Genomic DNA, 18,415 nt, shown 5'->3' with positions numbered 1-18,415 from the left:
CTTTTTTGATGCGGCCCGCCTTAAGATTGCATAGACGGCCGATGGGGCTTGATGTGTGGCTTAGCCCCGGATCGCCGCCAGCGCAAAGCGGTGCCCTTTTCCTGACTTCTCGGAGCCTTCGCTCATGTGCGGCATCATCGGCGTCACCGGCAATGGTCCTGTCGTTCCCCGGCTGATCGACAGCCTGAAACGGCTGGAATACCGCGGCTATGATTCCGCAGGCGTCGCCGCCGTTGTGGACGGCTCGGTCGAGCGCCGCCGCGCCAAGGGAAAGATCCGCAATCTGGAAGCCGTCCTGGCCGAGGAGCCGATGACGGCGACGGTCGGCATCGGCCATACGCGCTGGGCCACGCACGGCGCGCCCACGACCGCCAACGCCCACCCACACAAGGCCGGTCGTGTCACCCTGGTCCATAACGGCATCATCGAAAACTTCGCCGAGCTGAAAGCCGAGCTGGCCGCCGAAGGCCATGTCTTTGAAAGCCAGACCGACACCGAGGTCATCGCCCACCTGCTGGACGCCGAATTGAATACGGGTCGCGCGCCGCTGGAGGCGTTCAAGACCACTCTGGATCGCCTGACCGGCGCCTATGCGCTGGCGGTGCTGATCGACGGGACGGACGACGTGATCCTGGGCGCGCGACGCGGCAGCCCCTTGGTGGTCGGCTGGGGCGAGGACGAAATGTATCTGGGCTCGGACGCGCTGGCCGTCGGTCCGTTCACGCAGAAGATTTCCTATCTGGAAGAGGGCGATTACGTCGCCATGACCAAGGCCAGCGCCCAGATGTTCGACGTGGCGGGCAAGCCGGTCGAACGCGCCATCGTCCAGGTCTCGGCCTCATCGGCAATGGTCGAGAAGGGCGAATATCGCCACTTCATGGAGAAGGAAATCCATGAACAGCCCGACAGTGTCCAGCACACCCTGTCGGAATATCTCGACCTGGTGACCGGCAAGGCCAAGACCAATCCCGTCGATTTCGCCGCCATCAACCGCATCCAGATCGTCGCCTGCGGCACCGCCTTCTACGCCGGCCAGATCGGCCGTTACGCCTTCGAGAAGCTGGCGGGCCTGCCCTGCGACGTCGAGATCGCGTCGGAGTTCCGCTATCGCTCGCCGGCCGTCTCGAAATCTACCCTGGCGGTCGCCGTCAGCCAGTCGGGCGAGACGGCCGACACCCTGGCCAGCCTGACTTGGTGCAAGGCGCAGGGGTTGCAGACCGCCGCTGTCGTCAATGTTCACTCGTCCTCGATGGCGCGCGAAGCCGCCGTCCTGTGGCCCACCCATGCCGGACCCGAGATCGGCGTCGCCTCGACCAAGGCCTTCACCGCCCAGGTTGCCGCGCTCTTGGCTCTGGCCGTGGCGGCGGGCGTGGCGCGCGGCCGGATCGATGCGGCTCACGAGGCCGAACTGGTCAAGGCTCTGTTCGAAAGCCCGCGCCTGATCGCCGAGGCCCTGACGATGGGCGACAGCATCCGAGCGGTGACCCACGATCTGTCAAAGGCGGACGACGTTCTGTTCCTGGGGCGCGGGGCCATGTTCCCGCTGGCGATGGAAGGCGCGCTGAAGCTGAAGGAGATCAGCTATATCCACGCCGAGGGCTATGCCGCCGGAGAGTTGAAACACGGCCCCATCGCCCTGATCGACGAAGAGACCCCGACCATCGCCCTGGCTCCGCTTGACGATGTGTTCGAAAAGACCGCGTCCAACCTGCAGGAGGTCGCCGCACGGGGCGGCCCGGTCATCATGATCGCGCCGAAAAAGGCACCCGATCCGCACGGCGCCGGCATTCGCCGCATCCACGCCCCCGACTGCCATCCGCTAATCGCGCCTCTGGTCTATGCCGTGCCGGTGCAACTTCTGGCCTACTACACAGCCGTTCAGAAGGGCACCGACGTGGATCAGCCCCGCAACCTGGCCAAATCCGTCACGGTCGAATAGGCCTCGTCCATCATCCGCCGCAGGGCGTCTGCATCGGTGATCTGGATCGCGCCGCGCCGCAGCCGCACGGCGCCGGCGGCGCACAGTTCGGTGCAGGCGGTCGATATGCTGGCGCGCCGCACAGCCATTAGATGCGACAGCTCGGTTTGACGCAGAGCGAGGACGTCGCCTCCCTTTCGGTCGTGGACGTCGAGCAATAGGGCGGCCAGGCGCTGGCTGACTTTTAATGTGGCGTGGCGCGAAAGCTCAGCCTGAAGGGCGATGTTGCGACGGCGAAGATCAATCAGCGCCATCTCGACCAGACTGTCGCGATCGATCTTTTGCGCCAGCTTGCGAGCGGAGACGGTCAGGTATCGTCCGGCCGTCAACCAAACGGCCGACTCTGGCCCACCCCCGCCCAACACAGCGTCGAAGTTGATCACGTCGTCGCTGGACGCCAGCCCATGCGACAGAGTGCCGTCGAGCCCGATACGCGCCAGGACGCCTGACAAAATCAGCGTGACGACAGCTTCGCCATTCTGTGTGGTTGAGGTTCGTGCGCCAGCCTCGGCGAAGAAAGCATCGCCTTCGTCCAGGCCCTGAACTGCAAGGGCAGACAACAGAGCGTGCGCGAGGTTTGACTGAGACATGCCCCGTCTAGACGGCCGATCGCCGTTCGGTGCGATAACATGCGTTAAGTGATCAGACGGGCTCGGATTGCAGGCGCAAATAGGTGGGGTCGAACTCGGCGATCTCGGCCAAGCGACGCCAGTCGAGAATATCGATGCGCCCGCCCGCCCAAGCGACGACCCCCTCACTGCGAAGCTCGGAAATCAGGCGGCTGACATGGACGGTCGAGAGGCCCAGCGCATCACCCAAGGTCGTTTGCGTCAGCGGGAGTTCGAAGGTCAAATCACCTGTTTGGCCGACGGCCTGGAGGCGCAGGTAAAGCTCGCATACCAGATGCGCCAGATGGCCCAGGCCGCTGCGCCGTCCCATGGCCACCAGCCACTGTCGATGGATGGCGGCGTCGATGATGGTGTCCAGCCAAAGCAGTCGGCCCAGGTGTGGATGTCGCTCGGTGATGTCGATCAAGCCGCTGTGCGGCGCCTCTGCGATCACGCAGTCGGTCAGGGCGACGACGCCGTGATCCATCTGCTTCATCAACAGGCTGTGCAGGTCGATGAAGTCGCCGGACACATTGATTTCCGTGATCTGACGCGACCCGTCCTCCAGCGTGGAGTAACGCGCGGAAAAGCCCGAAATCAGAAGGGTGCTGTGAAGCGGGCGGGTGTGCTCGCGCACGATATCGGATCCGGCAGAGACGGTTTTGGGCGCATCGAGGACTGCGCTTAACGCCTCTATTTCTTCGCGATTGAGCCGGTCCCGGAGCGACAACTTATCGACCAGCGTGGTGATCTTTGAGGCGCTGCCAGCCTTGGTCATCACGCGTCCCCCGTCAATGTCCAGCCCTCGGGCGCCTGATCGGATGCGGACGCCGTGACGCTGACGACCGTTCGACCCTCGGTGTCCGTGACGATGACGCTGAAGGCGCGGGTCGTCCAGAACGATGCGCCCCGGTAGCGAAGGATTTCGCCCAGCACGGCGACGGCCTCCTCGCGGGCCGCGTCAACGCTCCTCAGTTCCTCGCCCTGTTCGTCACGGATGCAATCTCCGTTCTGGGTATGGAAAAAGTAGCGCGGCAATCTTCCCTCCTAGCTTCAGCCGAGAGGGAAGCGGTCACGGGCGCGATTGGTTCAGTCCGCTGTGATCTTTCAGATTTCCTGATTGAAGGCGCCGATTTCTGGATAGGCGGCGAGGCGCGGCTTGATCTCCTTGCGGAAGAGGTCGCGCATGTCGTCTTCGGACCGCATGCTCTCGACCACCACGACCAGCTCTGGTTTGTTGGACGACGCGCGGACCAGGACCCAAGACCCGTCGTCCAAGTGCACGCGGACGCCATTGACGGTGATGGCCTCGACGATCTTGCGGCCAAGGATTTCGCCGCCAGCGTCGGCCAGGTCGGAGTATTCCTTCACGATCCGCTCCAGCACGCCGTATTTCAGCTCGTCGTCGCAATGGGGCGACATGGTCAGGCTGGTCCAGGCGTCCGGCAGGGCGGTCTTCAGCTCACTGAGTTTCTTGTCCGGATTGCGATCCAGCATGGCCAGGACGGCGCCGGCCGCGACCAGACCGTCGTCGTAGCCGTGGCCCAGATCGCCAGCCATGAAGAAGTGCCCCGACTTCTCGAACCCGGCCAGGGCCCCCAGTTCGGCGGTCTTGCGCTTGATGTAGGAGTGGCCCGTCTTCCAATAGACCACCTCGGCGCCATTGGCCTTGAGGATTTCATCGGTCTTGTAGAGGCCGGTCGACTTCACATCGACGACGAAGGTGCTGTCCGGATAGACCTTGGACAGGTCGCGGGCCAGCATCAGGCCGATCTTGTCGGCGAAGATTTCTTCGCCCGTGTCGTCCACCACGCCGCAACGGTCGCCGTCGCCGTCGAAACCCAGCGCCAGGTCAGCGCCGGTCTCCTTCACCCGCTCAGCCATCTGCACCAGCATGACGTGATCTTCCGGGTTCGGATTGTATTTGGGGAAGGTGTAGTCGAGGTCGGTGTCCATCTCGATCACCTCGACGCCCATGCGGCGCAAAGCATCGGGGGCGAAAGCGCCGGCCGTGCCGTTGCCGCAGGCGCAGACGACCTTCAGGGGACGCTTGATCTGCACCTTGGAGGCCACATCGGCGACATAGGTTTCGGCGAAGTCATCGACCCGCACCAGGTTGCCGCCGGGGCGGGCCACGCCCTCGCCGTTCAGAACGATCTCTTTCAGGCGGCCCATCTCGTCGGGGCCGAAGGTCAGGGGCTTGTTCGCCCCCATTTTCACCCCGGTCCAGCCATTCTCGTTGTGGCTGGCGGTGACCATGGCGACGCACGGCGCATCCAGTTCGAACTGGCCGAAATAGGCCATGGGCGACAAGGCCAGGCCCACGTCCAGAACCTCCATCCCGCCTTCCAGCAGCCCGAGGATCAACGCCTGTTTGACGCTGAGGCTATACCCGCGGAAGTCGTGACCGGTGACGATCTTCGGCGCGACACCGATCTCGTGGATATAGGTGGCTAGCCCAAGGCCCAGAGCCTGAATGCCGAGAAGGTTGATCTCTTTTTCCAGGATCCAGCGCGCGTCGTATTCGCGGAAGCCTGTTGGCTTGACCAAGGCCTCAGTTTCATAAGCAGCCGTATTCGGCTTCAGGTCCTGACGGGGCTTGAGCATGGTTGTAGTCCTGGTTGTCTCGGTTGGATTGCCGGCCGATCAGGCTGCGGCGCGCTTGCGGATGCGGGCGATGCGGCGCAGGCGGCGCCAGAAGCGACCGCGTTCGGGTTCGGGATAGGGTTGCAGGTTTTCGACGAACTGCTCGGCTGAGGCACGCCAGCTGAACTTTTCCGCATAGGCTCGGACGGCTTTGCGGTCGAGGTCGAGACACTCCAGGCAGGCGGTCCTGAGATCCCTGTTGATCGCCCCGGCGTTCGATCCAGGAATGATGTCGATCGGGCCGTGGGCCGGATAGGCGGCGACCGGCGTGCCGGCAGCCATGGCTTCCAGGATCACTAGGCCAAAGGTGTCGGTCCAGCTAGGGAAGACGAAGACGTCGGCGTCGCGGAAGCAGCGGGCCAGATCGTCGCCGAACCGGGCGCCCAGAAACTTCGCCTCGGGATATTTCTCCTGCAGCTCCGCGCGGGCGGGGCCGTCGCCGACCAGGATCTTGGTGCCGGGCAGGTCGAGCTGAAGGAAGGATTCGATGTTCTTCTCGACCGCCACGCGACCGACATTCAGGAAGAAAGGCCGGGGCCAGTCCTTGCCCCCGAGCTCATCGTAGATGCGTTCCAGGTTCGGGTTGAACATGTCCGTGTCCACGCCGCGCGACCAGGGAGAGACGTTCTTGAACCCATGCTCGACCAGTTCGTCGCGCAGGGTCGGGGTCGCCACCATCAGCCGGCCCGACGGCTTGTGGAACCACTTCATATAGGCATAGCCGACCTGGACCGGGATCGGGAAACGGGCCGAGACATATTCGGGAAATTTGGTGTGGTAGCTGGTCGTGAACGGCAGTTTCCACTCCACGCAGATACGACGCGTGGCGATGCCGATCGGACCTTCGGTGGCGATATGGACAGCCTCGGGTTCGAAGGCCCGCAGCATCTCGCGGATCTCTTCTTCCGCCCCGAGCGCCAGCCGGATCTCCGGATAGGTGGGGCAGGGGATGGTCTTGAACAGACTAGGTTCGATGACCTCGACCTCATGACCCATGCCGCGGCATTCCGCGACCGTGCGCGTCAAGGTGCGGACGACGCCATTGACCTGAGGTTCCCAGGCGTCGGTGGCCAGAACGATGCGCATTGAGGCGGGCGGACCCTGAGCCGTTGAGTAAGGGCGGAACTTCTAGACGGTTCGAATGACGAAGGCGAGACAGTCTCCGATGTCGAAGGCTCCTATAGCAGCCGCAAGGGCGGAGCTATATCAGGCTCCATTACGGTCAGGGTTTCTTTCGCCTGAACGTAAGCGGCCATGATGTGATAGAAGGAACTGGCAGGAGCTGGCTCGTCGATGAACTCGCCAGTGGCAAGGAGCTTGTCGTGCCAAAGTCCTTGCGGCGTGAGATATTTCCAAAGCGCACGCTGCGCATTGGCGGCCTGTTCCAAACATTGAGCGCGTCTACCGTCGTCACTTAACGACGCCAGTATAAGAGAGGCCTTGAGCCATTCGGTTTGGGGCCACAGCCTGGATCTGCCGCTCCTCACGCTTCCGTCGGTGTTCATGGCGTCTATGGCGATATTGCGCTTCCTGTCGATACCCTTCAGGCCCGCCTCATACAGTCTCCAGGCGTCCGCAACGACGGATTGATCGCGCCTGTTGCGGCCATGCCGTGCAAATAGCCAAGCCCACTCAAACTGATGTCCGGGTTCGACCAAGCGCCCGTCTTCTCCAGCAGCCGCAGACCAGTCTTTTTGGAAGAATTCCAGCAGGTATCCGGACTCGGGATCAATGAATCGGGTTCGAGCGAGGTCTACGAGGCGGTCAGCGAGACGCCCCCATGCCGCGTCGCCGTTTGCCTCTTCCCAGGCGAGTGCCGACTCCAACAGATGCATGTGCGCGTTTGATTGATAGGGGTGGCCTCCGCTTTCCATTATGCCGCCGACAGCATCCGCCCGCTTAAGTATTTCCTCTCTGACGGCAGCTGCATCGATTTCCAGCGCAGGGTCGCCGGTTGCGACCGACGCGCGGGCGAGAGCGAAGATCAGGAACGCTTGATCATAAACCATCGCGGTCTCGTCCATCGGCGAGCCGTCGGCTGCAAGAAGCGTCCGCATCAGCCCGTCAGGACGCATGTAGAGTGACCTAAGCCGCTCAAGACCCTTTGAAATCACCCGCTTCCACGGGCCCTGCCAGTCCTGCAATCCTGCTTCCGCATAGACCTGCAACTGCCTCGCCTGGACACGGGCGCGGCGCGGCGCCGAGACGTGGCGGCCGTCGAGCGCCAGAACTTCTTCAAAAGCCCCCGTAGCGTCCTGGCCCAAGCCGGACCAAACCGGCAGCGCGGCCTGCCGCAACCAGTTCGTCAACCTGACCGCACCGTCCTTCAACCCTTCCGGTTCCGGAAGGGGCGGAAAATCCAAATGTTGAGGAGAGAGGTTTCGAAGGCGATCCACAACCTTCTTCACATCTTGGCTTTTTCTCAGATCGGTCACCAAGACCGCGTCGCGTTCTACGACAATGCCGACATCCCGCAAGCCGATTGCGGCGACCATTACGCCATCGCAGGCCCTGATCAGGCAGCCCTCTGAGTCCTCCAAAACATGCAGGCCGACATTGCCCTCGCCCGACGCGTGCACGGAGTCCCACGCGCCGAGGTCGGTCCAAGTGAAACGTACCGGAAGCACTGCGGCAAGACTGGTTTTCTCCATCACCGCGTAATCTATCGAGATTTTCGGAGCCAGTTTGAACTCCGAGCCCAGCAAGATGTAGGCGTCATTCTGCACGGCGCTCTTCAATGCGCTCTCTACAGCTTCCGCCACAGCGGCGGCACGCTCTGTTATCTCTTGAACGAGGACCGTGGACTGGACGATGAAGTTGCCGCTGTTCCAGAGGTACCCCTCGGAGATATAGCGCTGCGCCGTCGTAGCGTCGGGCTTTTCAACAAAAGCGGCGACTGCCGACAAGCCAGGGCCTTCAGGCGCAATATATCCGTAGGCCGACGACGGTTCGGTCGGCACGACGCCCAAGGTGACGATACGTCCAGCTTCAGCGCCGACAACGGCTTCGCGAACCGCGTCCCTGAACTCTTCTCCGTGCGGGATGTGGTGATCAGAAGCGACAAACAGATTGACCGCGTCAGGATCCCTGCGGGTCGTCCACAGGGCGGCAGCGGCCATGGCGGCTGCAGAATCCCGACCTTCAGGTTCCAAGATTATGGTTGCCGATATCCCGATCTCGTCAAGCTGGGACTGAATGGCATCGCGATGCGATAGCCCGGCGACGACGATGAGATCAGCTCCCGCCGCCAAAGACACCACGCGTTCGGCCGTCTCTTGAAATAGTGACCGGTTTCCTGCCAGCGGGATGAATTGCTTCGGCAGGGAAGGCCGTGACGCAGGCCACAAACGCGTACCTGAACCGCCGCACATGATGACCGGGTAAAGCGTTGCCATATTCTCAAATCTGCCATTTCTAGACCGAACCGCCTACTACGCGAGCGTTGCTGTCGCGTCACGTGTTGAATGCGCCAGCGTTGCGCGACCCGTCACTTGTTTTGACGCTTCCAGTTACAGCGGCAGAACTGTCGTCGACTTCACCTCTTCCAGCACAGCATAAGTCCGTGTTTCCCGCACGCCCGGCATCCGCACCAGGACGTCGCCCAGAAAGGCGCGGTAGGCGTCCATGTCGCCGACGCGGGCCTTGATCAGATAGTCGAAGCCGCCGGCGACCATGTGGCATTCCAGCACCTCCGGCTGGCTGCGGACGGCGGCGGCGAAGGCTTCGAAGACGTCGCCGGTGGTGCGGTCCAGCAGGACCTCGACAAAGATCAGCAGGTCCCGGCCAACCTGAGCCGGGTCGATCATGGCGGCGTAGCCGGTGATGATCTTCTTTTCGCGCAGCCGTTTGACCCGTTCGAAACAGGCGGCGGGCGACAGGTTGCAGCGCCGCGCCAGTTCGGCGTTGGAGATGCGGGCGTCGGTCTGAAGCACCCGCAGGATGCGGCGGTCGACGGCGTCGATATCGATCATCGGAAATCACGGCCTCACACAGAACGATCTTCGGTCCAGTCTTGTATCATACGAAGCACCTTCAATGAACTCCGGCATATACGGCTGAAATCCACAGGATCTGTCGCCAATGACCACGCCCGCCTTCCTGCCTTCGAGCCTGGCCGCCTGGGACGGTCTGGATACGCACAAGTTCCGCGACGAGCGTGAGGCCGTCGCCGCCAATCTGGCGCGCATGCCTCTGGATGCGAACGAACGCGCGGATGTCGTCGCGGAGGCCACCGCCCTGGTCGAACACGCCCGGCGCAGCCAGAAGAAGCAGGGGGTGGTCGAAAGCTTCCTTCAGCAGTTCAGCCTGGGCACTCGCGAGGGCCTGGCCCTGATGTGTCTGGCCGAGGCCCTGCTGCGCGTGCCGGACGAGGAGACGCGCGATCGTCTGATCGCCGAGAAGATCGGATCCGCCGACTGGGCCAGCCATCTGGGCCAGTCCGACAGCCTGTTCGTCAACGCCTCGACCTGGGGCCTGATGCTGACCGGCAAGCTGGTCGATGTGGACGACGAGGCGCGCACCGATCTGCCTGGCTTCCTCAAGCGGATCGCCGGTCGTCTGGGCGAGCCGGTCATCCGTCAGGCCGTGGCCACCGCCGTCAAGATCATGGGCGAGCAGTTCGTCGTCGGCCGCACCATCCAGGGCGCGCTGAAGCGGTCGAACAAGGAAGGCTGGCTGTGCAGCTTCGACATGCTGGGCGAGGGCGCCCGGACCATGGCCGACGCAGACCGCTACGAGAAAATCTACGCCGACGCCATCGAGGCTGTCGGCAGCACGTCAAAAGGTCAGGGGCCGGAGCACGGCCACGGCGTCTCGGTGAAACTGTCGGCCCTGTCGCCCCGCTATGAGGCGACGCATGAGGATGACGTCTGGGCGACCCTGTATGCCCGCATCCTGCGCCTGGCCCAGATCGCGGCGAAATACGACATCAACTACACAATGGACGCCGAGGAGGCGGACCGTTTGGCCCTGTCGCTCAAGCTGCTGGACCGGCTGGCGCACGAGCCGTCGCTTGGCGGCTGGACGGGCCTGGGTCTGGCGGTTCAGGCCTATCAGAAGCGCGGTCTGGAGACGATCGAACGCGTCGCCGACCTAGCCCGCCGCTCCGGCCGTCGTCTGATGGTGCGCCTGGTCAAGGGCGCCTATTGGGACACCGAGATCAAGCGCGCCCAGGTGTTCGGCCGCACCGACTATCCCGTCTATACGACAAAGGCGGCGACTGATCTGAACTATCTGGTCTGCGCCAAGGCAATGATCGAGGCCGCGCCGGCCATCTATTCCCAGTTCGCCAGCCATAACGCCCACACCCTGGCGGCCGTGCGGCGTATGGCGCGTGATCACGGCGTCACGGTCGAACACCAGCGGCTGCACGGCATGGGCGAGGCGCTTTATGACGCCGCTCAAGAAGCCTGGGCCGATGAAACCGTCATCGTCCGCGCCTATGCCCCTGTCGGCGGGCACGAGGAGTTGCTGCCCTATCTGGTGCGGCGCCTGCTTGAAAACGGCGCCAACTCCTCCTTCGTCCACGCCCTTCTGGACGAGCGCGTGCCGGCCTCGGCCGTCGCGGCCGATCCCATTTCCCTGGTCGAGCAGGCGCCCGACCGTCACCCCAAGATTTCGGTTCCGAAAGACATGTACGGCGATCGTCAGAACTCCCTCGGCCGCGATTATTCTCAGGCCGCCGACCGTGAAGCCCACGCCAGGGCGCTGGAACTGGTCGACCGCGAGAAGTTGACCAGCGGCCCGATCATCGGCGGCAAGCTGCGCGCCGGCCTCAACGCTCAGGACGTGACCAATCCCTTCGATCGATCACAGGTGCTGGGCCATGTCTCGGAAGCCGAGACGGCTGACATCGACGCCGCCGTTCAGGCTGCCGCTGAGGCCCAGGTTCAATGGGACCGGCAGGGCGGCGCCAAGCGCGCTATCGTCCTGCGCGCCATGGCAGACGCGCTGGAGGCCGATCTGGACCGTCTGGTCGCGCTGCTCAGCCGCGAGGCGGGCAAGACCCTGAACGACGGCGTCGCCGAGGTGCGGGAGGCCGCCGACTTCTGCCGCTATTACGCCCTGCTGGCCGAGCGCGCATTCACCGCCCCCGAGACCCTGAAGGGCCCGACCGGCGAGACCAACCAGCTGTTCCTGCACGGACGCGGCGTCTTCGCGTGCATCTCGCCGTGGAACTTCCCCCTGGCCATCTTCACCGGCCAGATCGCCGCCGCACTCGCCGCCGGCAACGCCGTGCTGGCCAAGCCCGCAGAGCAGACGCCGCTGATCGCCGCCGAGGCCGTGCGCCTGTATCACAAGGCCGGCCTGAACCCCCACCTGCTGGCCCTGGTCCCAGGACGTGGCGAGACGGTCGGCGCGGCCCTGGTCACCCACCCAGGGATCGACGGCGTCGCCTTCACCGGCGGCACCGACACGGCCGCCGCCATCAACCGCTCCATCGCCGCCCGCCCCGGCCCGATCATCCCCTTCATCGCCGAGACCGGTGGCCTGAACGGCATGTTCATCGACACGACGGCGCTCAAGGAGCAGGTCATCGACGACGTGATCCAGTCGGCCTTCGGCTCGGCCGGTCAGCGCTGCTCGGCCCTTCGCGTCCTATATGTGCCCAAAGATTCGGCCGACGCCCTCATCGAGGGCCTGAAGGGCGCCTTGGCTGTCCAGACCGTCGCGGACCCGGCCGATCCAAAGACCGACATCGGCCCCGTCATCGACCCTGAATCCCGTTGCGCCCTCGAGGCCCATGTCGAGCGCCTGTCGAAGGAAGCGAAGATCATCGCCCGCGCCGCCCTGCCGATGGGCTCCGAAAAGGGCGACCTGTTCGCCCCTACCATCGCCGAAATCCCCACGCCCGACTTCCTGCGGCGTGAGGTCTTCGGCCCCATCCTGCACATCTACCGCTACGCCCCGTCCGACCTGAAGTCGGTCGCTGGCAAACTGGCCGCCCGCGGCTACGGGCTGACTTTGGGCGTCCACAGCCGCATCGAAGCCTTCGCCGCCGAAGTCGTCGATCTGGTCCCCGCCGGCAACGTCTACGTCAACCGCTCGATCACCGGCGCGGTCGTCGGCGTTCAACCCTTTGGCGGCGAGGGGCTGTCGGGTACCGGTCCCAAGGCCGGTGGGCCGAACAGCCTGATCCGCTACGCGGCCGAGAAGGCGATCAGCGTGAACATCGCCGCGCAGGGCGGGGACCCGGCGTTGTTGAACCTATGAGTATATTCGGCCGCCTAATTCCTTAGTCGTCTGCTTGGCTGAAGCCGTGCCATCTGTTCGTCCGTCAGGCATTACCGGTCGCTCACACCCAACTATTCAGGGGCCTGAATTAAATTTCAGCGCCTCACATCAACAGGTCCTGAGTCTAAACGGACGCTCCTGACTGGACGCCGACATGACGATAAAGCTCGATCAGGCGTTGCTGATAGTTGTCCGGGGTGAACTTCCTGGCCTGGACGAGCCCTTTGACGACCAGCTCATTCCGAAGTCCTTCATCCGCATCCAGCGCCTGGAGAGCCCGCGTCATGGCCGGCACGTCGTAGGGATCGACACTGACGGCGGCGTCTCCGGCGACTTCGGGCAGCGCGCCGGCCGTCGAGGTCAGAACCGCCGTTCCAAGCGCCATGGATTCCAGAACCGGAAGACCGAACCCTTCATAGAGCGAGGGGAACAAGGTCGCGCGCGCGCCGCGGATCAGCGAGACCAACATCGAGAACGACATATACTGATAGCGCCGGATCCGGGCCGCCACCGGGCCTCCATCGGCCTTCACCTGATCTAGTAACGCAACTTCCGGGCCATCCAGCCACGCGCGCCCGCCCACGATGACTAGAGGCGTCGTGAGACCGGATGCAAGATAGGCTTCGACGATCCGGCCCAGGTTCTTCTTCGGTTCGATAGCGCCGAAGTAGAGGAAATACTCCTTCCAACCCAACGAGAATATACCCTCGAGTTCCAACGCCACATCTCTCTGGGGCCGTCCCGTAAGGGCAGGCGGAATGTTGACGGCCTGATAGGTCGTCGTAATTCGCCCCTCTGGGACCCCCAGAAGTCGGATCACATCCTGACGCGTAGTCTCGGAGACCACGGCGATATGGTCAGCGCGGTCAGCGATGAACTGGCATTGCTGAAGGTATCGCGCCTTGTCGTCTTCCGTGGAATGCGGAAGGCGCAGCGGGATCAGATCGTGAATGGTGTAGATATTCGGGACCGATTTGGCATGGAGCGGCACGGTGGCCGTCCAATGCATGACGTCCGGAAGAGGCAGGCGCTCGTTACGCTCGAACGTCACCGGTGTCGCCTTGCCGTACGCCTGAAAGGCCCGATTTGCGAGGGTGAACAAATCCTGCGCGGCCCAGTAAGCATCCGCGTCGGGACGACCGCCAGCCCTTGTCGGCCAGATCACTTCGCCGCTGGGCAGGATAGGCCATGCCTCCACCCCGAAACGGCTCATGAAAGTGCGCTTGAAACGCTCGCTCTTCCTGAATTTGGTCGGCGGACCGCCAGCTTCGACAAGGGCCGTTTCGTTCAAAACGTCGTTCTTGCCCCTTTTGCGGGGTGGACCATATAAAACCTGGGTCCCCAGGCCTATCTCGCGAAGATTGGACAGGAGATTTCGCCCATAGGTCGCGATCCCCGAGCCGTTGGTCAAAGCTATATTGAAACCGTCAACGCAAATGGTCGGCACGGATATACCTCTGGTGTTTTCGCGGCGGTCTTAGCGGGCCGGCCTAGGCGCGCCGTTCCAGAATCAGGTTTGCGACCGTCTGTCCGACGATCTCATACTGCGCCGCGACAAGAGGATCGACACCAATCTGATGCAGAGAGCGTGTCAGGAAGTTGTTGGAGGCCTCGATGACGATCCATCTAGGGCGAAATTCCGAGTTTCGAATCATGTCGTTCAGAACCCGGACATCTTCGCCTTCCAGGTCGATGGACAACAGGCCGAAATCGGACGGCACGTTGTTTTCCTCAAGGATCGAGGCCAGCCGACGAACGACGACGCGTATCGTCGCCGTCGTATCTCCCCAAGCATGAGCATTTTCGAAGTTGAGCGAGGAGACATCGTCGTTGATGCCGATATGGAAGTCGGCCTCGCCTTCATAATCAGACACCGCGCCCTCAACGAGGGTGATGTCCAGTCCCTCGAAGTCACGGCGAATTTCAGGGATCAGGCTAGGATTAGCCTCGATCAGGACTCCACGCCAAGAAAACCGGCGCATGAGATCGAAGGAGTTGGAGCGCTCCCTGCCGCGGGCGCCGACATCCACCACGACGGGATTAGGGGAGGCCCGAAGGCACATCCGGTTCAGCAGCATGCCCAGCTCGCCGAACTGTGTATATCCCCACATCAGGCGCTTTTCGCTCGCCACGCGATACTCGTCGGAGTCGATAAACTCTTTCACCATCGCATCGACGGTGGCTTGGCCGCTAGCAAGCCGTGCGCATTTGTCGGACAGACCGTCCGCGTCCGGCTCACGTCCCAGCACATGCCGGTAGAGCGCTGATATCAGTTCCGAGAAATCCACGAGACACCTATAAGATTCGGTGACCGCACCGGATAATGCGACCAACCCCGTGAACGCCCGCTAGCTGAGCAGCGTGCGATCGTAGCGGAACAATGGATGAAAAGGCCCAGGCAGCCGGACCGCTGCGGGAGCCGCTTCCGCGATCTCCTTAATCAGGGTTTCCAGCAACTCACCTAGGCCCGCATCGGTCTGCAGGATGCTGTGCCAAAGTTCGATTTCCTCCGCATCGGGCAATCGATCCAGAAGCATTTGCCAGGTGGCCTCAATGACCGAGTGGATACCCCGCCGATTTCGATGATCGATGGCGAAAGGCATGATCCAACGGATGTCCTGACATCGCTCGCTCCCAGCGAAGTCGAACACATCCGTCGCCGTCAGCGCCTGCCGCCCCTGCGGCCGGGACGCTAATACTTCCGGTGTGAGGTTGATCCGCTCGAGCACGGCTCCTGACGCTGCGCAGGTCACGGCGCAGTCCGACGACAGCGCCAAGGCGCGCGGAAGGCCCGCCAGCTCAAAGCCGCACCAGCCGTAGCGGATGCCGGCGGCGGCGGCGGCGTCATTGAACCGGGACGCCTTGGCTGAACAGATGACCTCTCCGGCAGCGACGAGATTGATAACGGATGGACGCAGACCGGCCTTGGGCGTCGCGTATCCGACAAGGCGGTCCGAACGCGATAGGACTTTGAAGAGGGTTACAGGCGCGTGGGCGACGAGATCGGACTGTGTCATTGCGACAGCACCCATTCGCGGATCGGTTGATAGGCCCCGTCCCAAGACAGACGACGCGCCCGGGTCATGATGTCTTCAAGTGATTGTGCGGCCGATCGTGTCTGTGCGGCGCGAAGCTCGGCGACGCGAAGAGCTTGTCCAAACTCGAAGATGTCCAGGGGATCGAAGAATACGCAGGATTCCGGCGCGACTTCGGGCATGCTCGAACTGTTCGAGCAGACCGTGACTTTCCCGAGGGCTGAGGCCTCCAGCACCGGCAGCCCGTAACCTTCGAATCGCGAGGGGTAGACACAGAAGGCGCTGTTGATCATCAAGGCCAGCTTTTCGGCCTCGTTGACGTAACCAGTGAACATCACGCGCGATGGATCGATCCCGCTTTCCTCCAGGCGCGCGAGCAAGCGGGACTTCTGGTCCAACCAGCCGTCCCGGCCGATGAACACAATTCTGAATCGCGAGGCGAAAGACGGGTTCTGAAGCAGATAGTCGAACATGAGCCCGCCGTTCTTGCGAGGCTCCAGCGTTCCCACGATCGCGACATAAGGCTCCGCGAACTGACCCGAGAGCCCCAGGAGTCCCGCCGAAACATCAGCCGGGTCAAAGGCCACGCCCATCTCGATCAGGGACATTTGCTTTTCAGGCACTTGGAAATAGGCGCTGACGTCTCGTCGAGTCGCTTCCGAGATGCAAAAGACGTGATCGGACGTCTCCATGTCGGACCGGAAGTTCATCGCGAAATGATCGATATTGGCTCCAGCGTGGTATTCCGGCGTCAGAAGCGGGCTGAGATCATAAACGACTGAGGCTTCCCGCGGGAAGAAGCGGCGCATCGGCTTTATGTTGGGGTAGATCCCCGCGGCATCGATGACATCCTCGCGCGTCAACTCGGCAGACTGCCATATCCGGGCGCTCAGCAGGCCCAGTGCGCCCAGGCCGGACCGCTGATCCAGCAACGCGTTCACACGCTCGCGGGGAAGCAGAAGGTTTTCGTAGCAGAATGACCAGTCGATCTCCTTATCGGCCATGGCCCGCGACGCGATCGCAGCGATTACATTGCCAATACCTGTCCAGGTGTCCTCGAACAGACCGCCTATCTCTAAGAAGGCGCGCTTCATTGGTCGGCTCCCGGCACGGCCAGGCGTTGCTCCAAACCCTTTATGGCCGCCGCGAAGGCCGCGACGCCATAGCGTCGCCGAACGGTGTCAAGCCCGGCGGAAGACTTCGCCGCATAGATTTCTGAAGGTAGCCGCACCGCAGCCCTGAGCGCGTCAGCGACCCAGTCAGCCGTGGTGAAGTGCGTGTTCAGGCCATAAAGCCCGTAGCGCGCCGTCAGGCGTTTTCCGAAGGGACGCACCTCGGTCGGGACGACGACCGCAGTCTCTTCCGAAATGTAGTCATCCATGGCCGTCCCGGCGACCGATACGGGAACGACGCCACGTCCCATGGCCTCAAGCAACGGCAGATTCTGTCCTTCCGCATGCGAGGTGCAGAGATAATGATCCGAGACGTCGTAGAGGGCCGTCATCTCCTCGCGTGTCAGCACCTGTTTGGTGATCCAGATCTTTTCATTGATTATTGGAGGTAACAGGCGTCCCACTTCCGCAAACTGTTCGCGCGAAAGAATGTCGTTGATCGAATGCACCCGATCCACGCTGGTCATCTTGCAAAGCAGCAGGGCATTGGGATTGGTCCGGAGGAATTCGACGAATCCCCGGATCATGGGAGCGATCTGTTTGCGATAATCGTGCGCGTTGAAAACCGTGACGAAAATGGCCGGCGAGGCCTCGAAATGTACATCGAGAATGGTTTGGAGGCGGGCCTCCCGAGCCTTGGTGGCGCCGTTCACCTCGGGCTGAATTCGGGGGACGATCGCCAAAGGCTGCCAAGCTACGTCCGCAAGCTGGCGGACAGCCTTTGCCTTCGGACGCGACGTTGGAGTTTGGTCGCGAGGCGCCGCCGCCACATTGTCGATAAGTGGCGCGGGCACGACATGAACCGGGCGCGACAGAGAGGGCCGCGTCGCCACAGCTCCATGCTCCGAAGGCATCCAAATCTCGTCCGCCAAGTCGAGCATGACCGCTTGATCGGCGAAGGCGTGGGCGGACAAGACTTCTTCAGGCGACCGTAGCCGATCAAACTCCCACGCGAAGCAGTTGATGTTGTAGGCGCCTTTAAGGAGTCGAAGCCTTTCTGGCGGATAAAACCCCAGATGAACGTTGGTGGCGGCGTCTGACCGGTCCGTAATGGTCGAAACATACTCGGGATGCTGCAGGACAACGAAATCTGCGCCGATGGCTTCGAGGCCGGCAGCGAAAGCCTGCATGGCGAATGCGTAGGAGTAGTCGCCGTGGCCTAGGCCCGCCTGCATGCTGGCCTTGCTCGATTCCTGGATGCGGCCCGCAGGAGCGGACAGGAAAAAGCGAACCGCCGATGCGTTTTCAGGTTCCCCATACTTCTGATAAACGACAGAATTGTCGATCTTCTTGAGGATGCTAAGTTCGAACGTCACGGCATCGGGCGCCTGGACCCCGAGTTGCAACGCCTTTTCGAAATGCGTTTCGGCGGCAGCGAAATCGCCCATGAGCTTGGAGAGGTGCCCCAGATGGACCTGTAGATCCCCGTCGTCGGGACGAATTTCTTCAGCCATGCGATAAGCGTCGAGCGCGCGCTTGTGGAACCCGGCTTCCTTCAGGGCATGGCCCAGTTGAATCCAGTTGCCGGCCCGTTCCGGTTCGATCTCGCAAAGGCGACGACGATAGAAGGCGTCCGCGTCAAAATCGCGCCGTGTGCGGGCGGTGTCCGCCAGTTGGCGGAGCTCTTCCGGCCTCTTGTTGCCGCTGCCGTCGCCCAGATTGACGCTGGGCGGACTCAGGCGCCGAAGCAGGGCGCGGGTGAGGTGACGCCTGTTGTTCATTAGAATCTCAATCAGCGAGACG

Annotated in this window: 14 protein-coding genes; 2 read left to right on the top strand and 12 right to left on the bottom strand. The window is 62.7% G+C overall.

The genetic code is table 11. The features are described 5' to 3' along the window. The first annotated feature begins 124 nt into the window (after positions 1-124). A complete protein-coding gene (gene glmS / locus A4249_RS13090) occupies positions 125-1,939 on the top strand; it encodes a glutamine--fructose-6-phosphate transaminase (isomerizing) (RefSeq protein WP_066553363.1) in 1,815 nt (604 codons plus the stop codon). Here the strand turns inward: glmS and A4249_RS13085 are convergent. The 7 genes from A4249_RS13085 to A4249_RS13055 form a co-directional block, all read right to left on the bottom strand. Beyond that, positions 1,900-2,568, bottom strand: coding sequence for a Crp/Fnr family transcriptional regulator (locus A4249_RS13085; protein WP_066553360.1), 669 nt, complete (start codon positions 2,566-2,568; stop codon positions 1,900-1,902). The two genes, glmS and A4249_RS13085, sit on opposite strands and share 40 nt — an antisense overlap. 52 nt (positions 2,569-2,620) lie before the next feature. After that, positions 2,621-3,364: a Crp/Fnr family transcriptional regulator gene (locus A4249_RS13080; RefSeq protein WP_066553357.1), complete on the bottom strand. Its 744-nt coding sequence runs from the start codon at positions 3,362-3,364 to the stop codon at positions 2,621-2,623. Further along, complete coding sequence (locus A4249_RS13075; protein ID WP_066553353.1) at positions 3,364-3,624, bottom strand: DUF6894 family protein; 261 nt, start codon at positions 3,622-3,624, stop codon at positions 3,364-3,366. The genes A4249_RS13080 and A4249_RS13075 overlap by 1 nt, the downstream gene beginning before the upstream one ends. Before the next feature lie 69 nt (positions 3,625-3,693). After that, positions 3,694-5,193, bottom strand: coding sequence for a phosphomannomutase/phosphoglucomutase (locus tag A4249_RS13070; RefSeq protein WP_066553351.1), 1,500 nt, complete (start codon positions 5,191-5,193; stop codon positions 3,694-3,696). A gap of 39 nt (positions 5,194-5,232) precedes the next feature. Then, entirely contained in the window at positions 5,233-6,318 is a 1,086-nt protein-coding gene (locus tag A4249_RS13065; RefSeq protein ID WP_066553348.1) for a glycosyltransferase family 4 protein, read from the bottom strand. Between the two features lie 92 nt (positions 6,319-6,410). Then, positions 6,411-8,627 (bottom strand): AGE family epimerase/isomerase, encoded by a 2,217-nt coding sequence (locus A4249_RS13060; protein WP_231868708.1) that lies wholly within the window; start codon positions 8,625-8,627, stop codon positions 6,411-6,413. A 114-nt stretch (positions 8,628-8,741) separates the two neighbouring features. Further along, positions 8,742-9,203 (bottom strand): Lrp/AsnC ligand binding domain-containing protein, encoded by a 462-nt coding sequence (locus tag A4249_RS13055; RefSeq protein WP_039243792.1) that lies wholly within the window; start codon positions 9,201-9,203, stop codon positions 8,742-8,744. A 109-nt stretch (positions 9,204-9,312) separates the two neighbouring features. On the opposite strand from A4249_RS13055, the gene putA reads away from it, so the two are divergent. Then, on the top strand, positions 9,313-12,444 hold the full coding sequence (putA, locus tag A4249_RS13050) for a bifunctional proline dehydrogenase/L-glutamate gamma-semialdehyde dehydrogenase PutA (RefSeq protein ID WP_066553345.1): 3,132 nt from the start codon (positions 9,313-9,315) through the stop codon (positions 12,442-12,444). Positions 12,445-12,589: 145 nt separating this feature from the next. On the opposite strand, the gene A4249_RS13045 is transcribed toward putA, so the two are convergent. From A4249_RS13045 to A4249_RS13025, 5 genes are read right to left on the bottom strand one after another with little or no spacing between them, the layout of a single operon-like run. Then, positions 12,590-13,912, bottom strand: coding sequence for a glycosyltransferase family 4 protein (locus A4249_RS13045; RefSeq protein ID WP_156494719.1), 1,323 nt, complete (start codon positions 13,910-13,912; stop codon positions 12,590-12,592). Between the two features lie 43 nt (positions 13,913-13,955). Continuing rightward, positions 13,956-14,798, bottom strand: coding sequence for an FkbM family methyltransferase (locus A4249_RS13040; RefSeq protein ID WP_082854165.1), 843 nt, complete (start codon positions 14,796-14,798; stop codon positions 13,956-13,958). 15 nt (positions 14,799-14,813) lie between these two features. Continuing rightward, positions 14,814-15,482, bottom strand: a complete 669-nt coding sequence (locus A4249_RS13035; RefSeq protein WP_156494718.1) for a hypothetical protein — start codon at positions 15,480-15,482, stop codon at positions 14,814-14,816. Beyond that, positions 15,479-16,594, bottom strand: a complete 1,116-nt coding sequence (locus A4249_RS13030) for a glycosyltransferase family 4 protein (RefSeq protein WP_066553333.1) — start codon at positions 16,592-16,594, stop codon at positions 15,479-15,481. The genes A4249_RS13035 and A4249_RS13030 overlap by 4 nt, the downstream gene beginning before the upstream one ends. Beyond that, positions 16,591-18,393, bottom strand: coding sequence for a hypothetical protein (locus A4249_RS13025; protein ID WP_066553330.1), 1,803 nt, complete (start codon positions 18,391-18,393; stop codon positions 16,591-16,593). The genes A4249_RS13030 and A4249_RS13025 overlap by 4 nt, the downstream gene beginning before the upstream one ends. Positions 18,394-18,415: the final 22 nt, after the last annotated feature.

It is taken from the genome of Brevundimonas sp. GW460-12-10-14-LB2 (genome assembly GCF_001636925.1).
Lineage (GTDB): Bacteria > Pseudomonadota > Alphaproteobacteria > Caulobacterales > Caulobacteraceae > Brevundimonas > Brevundimonas vesicularis.
This window is presented reverse-complemented; position numbering and strand designations above follow the sequence as displayed.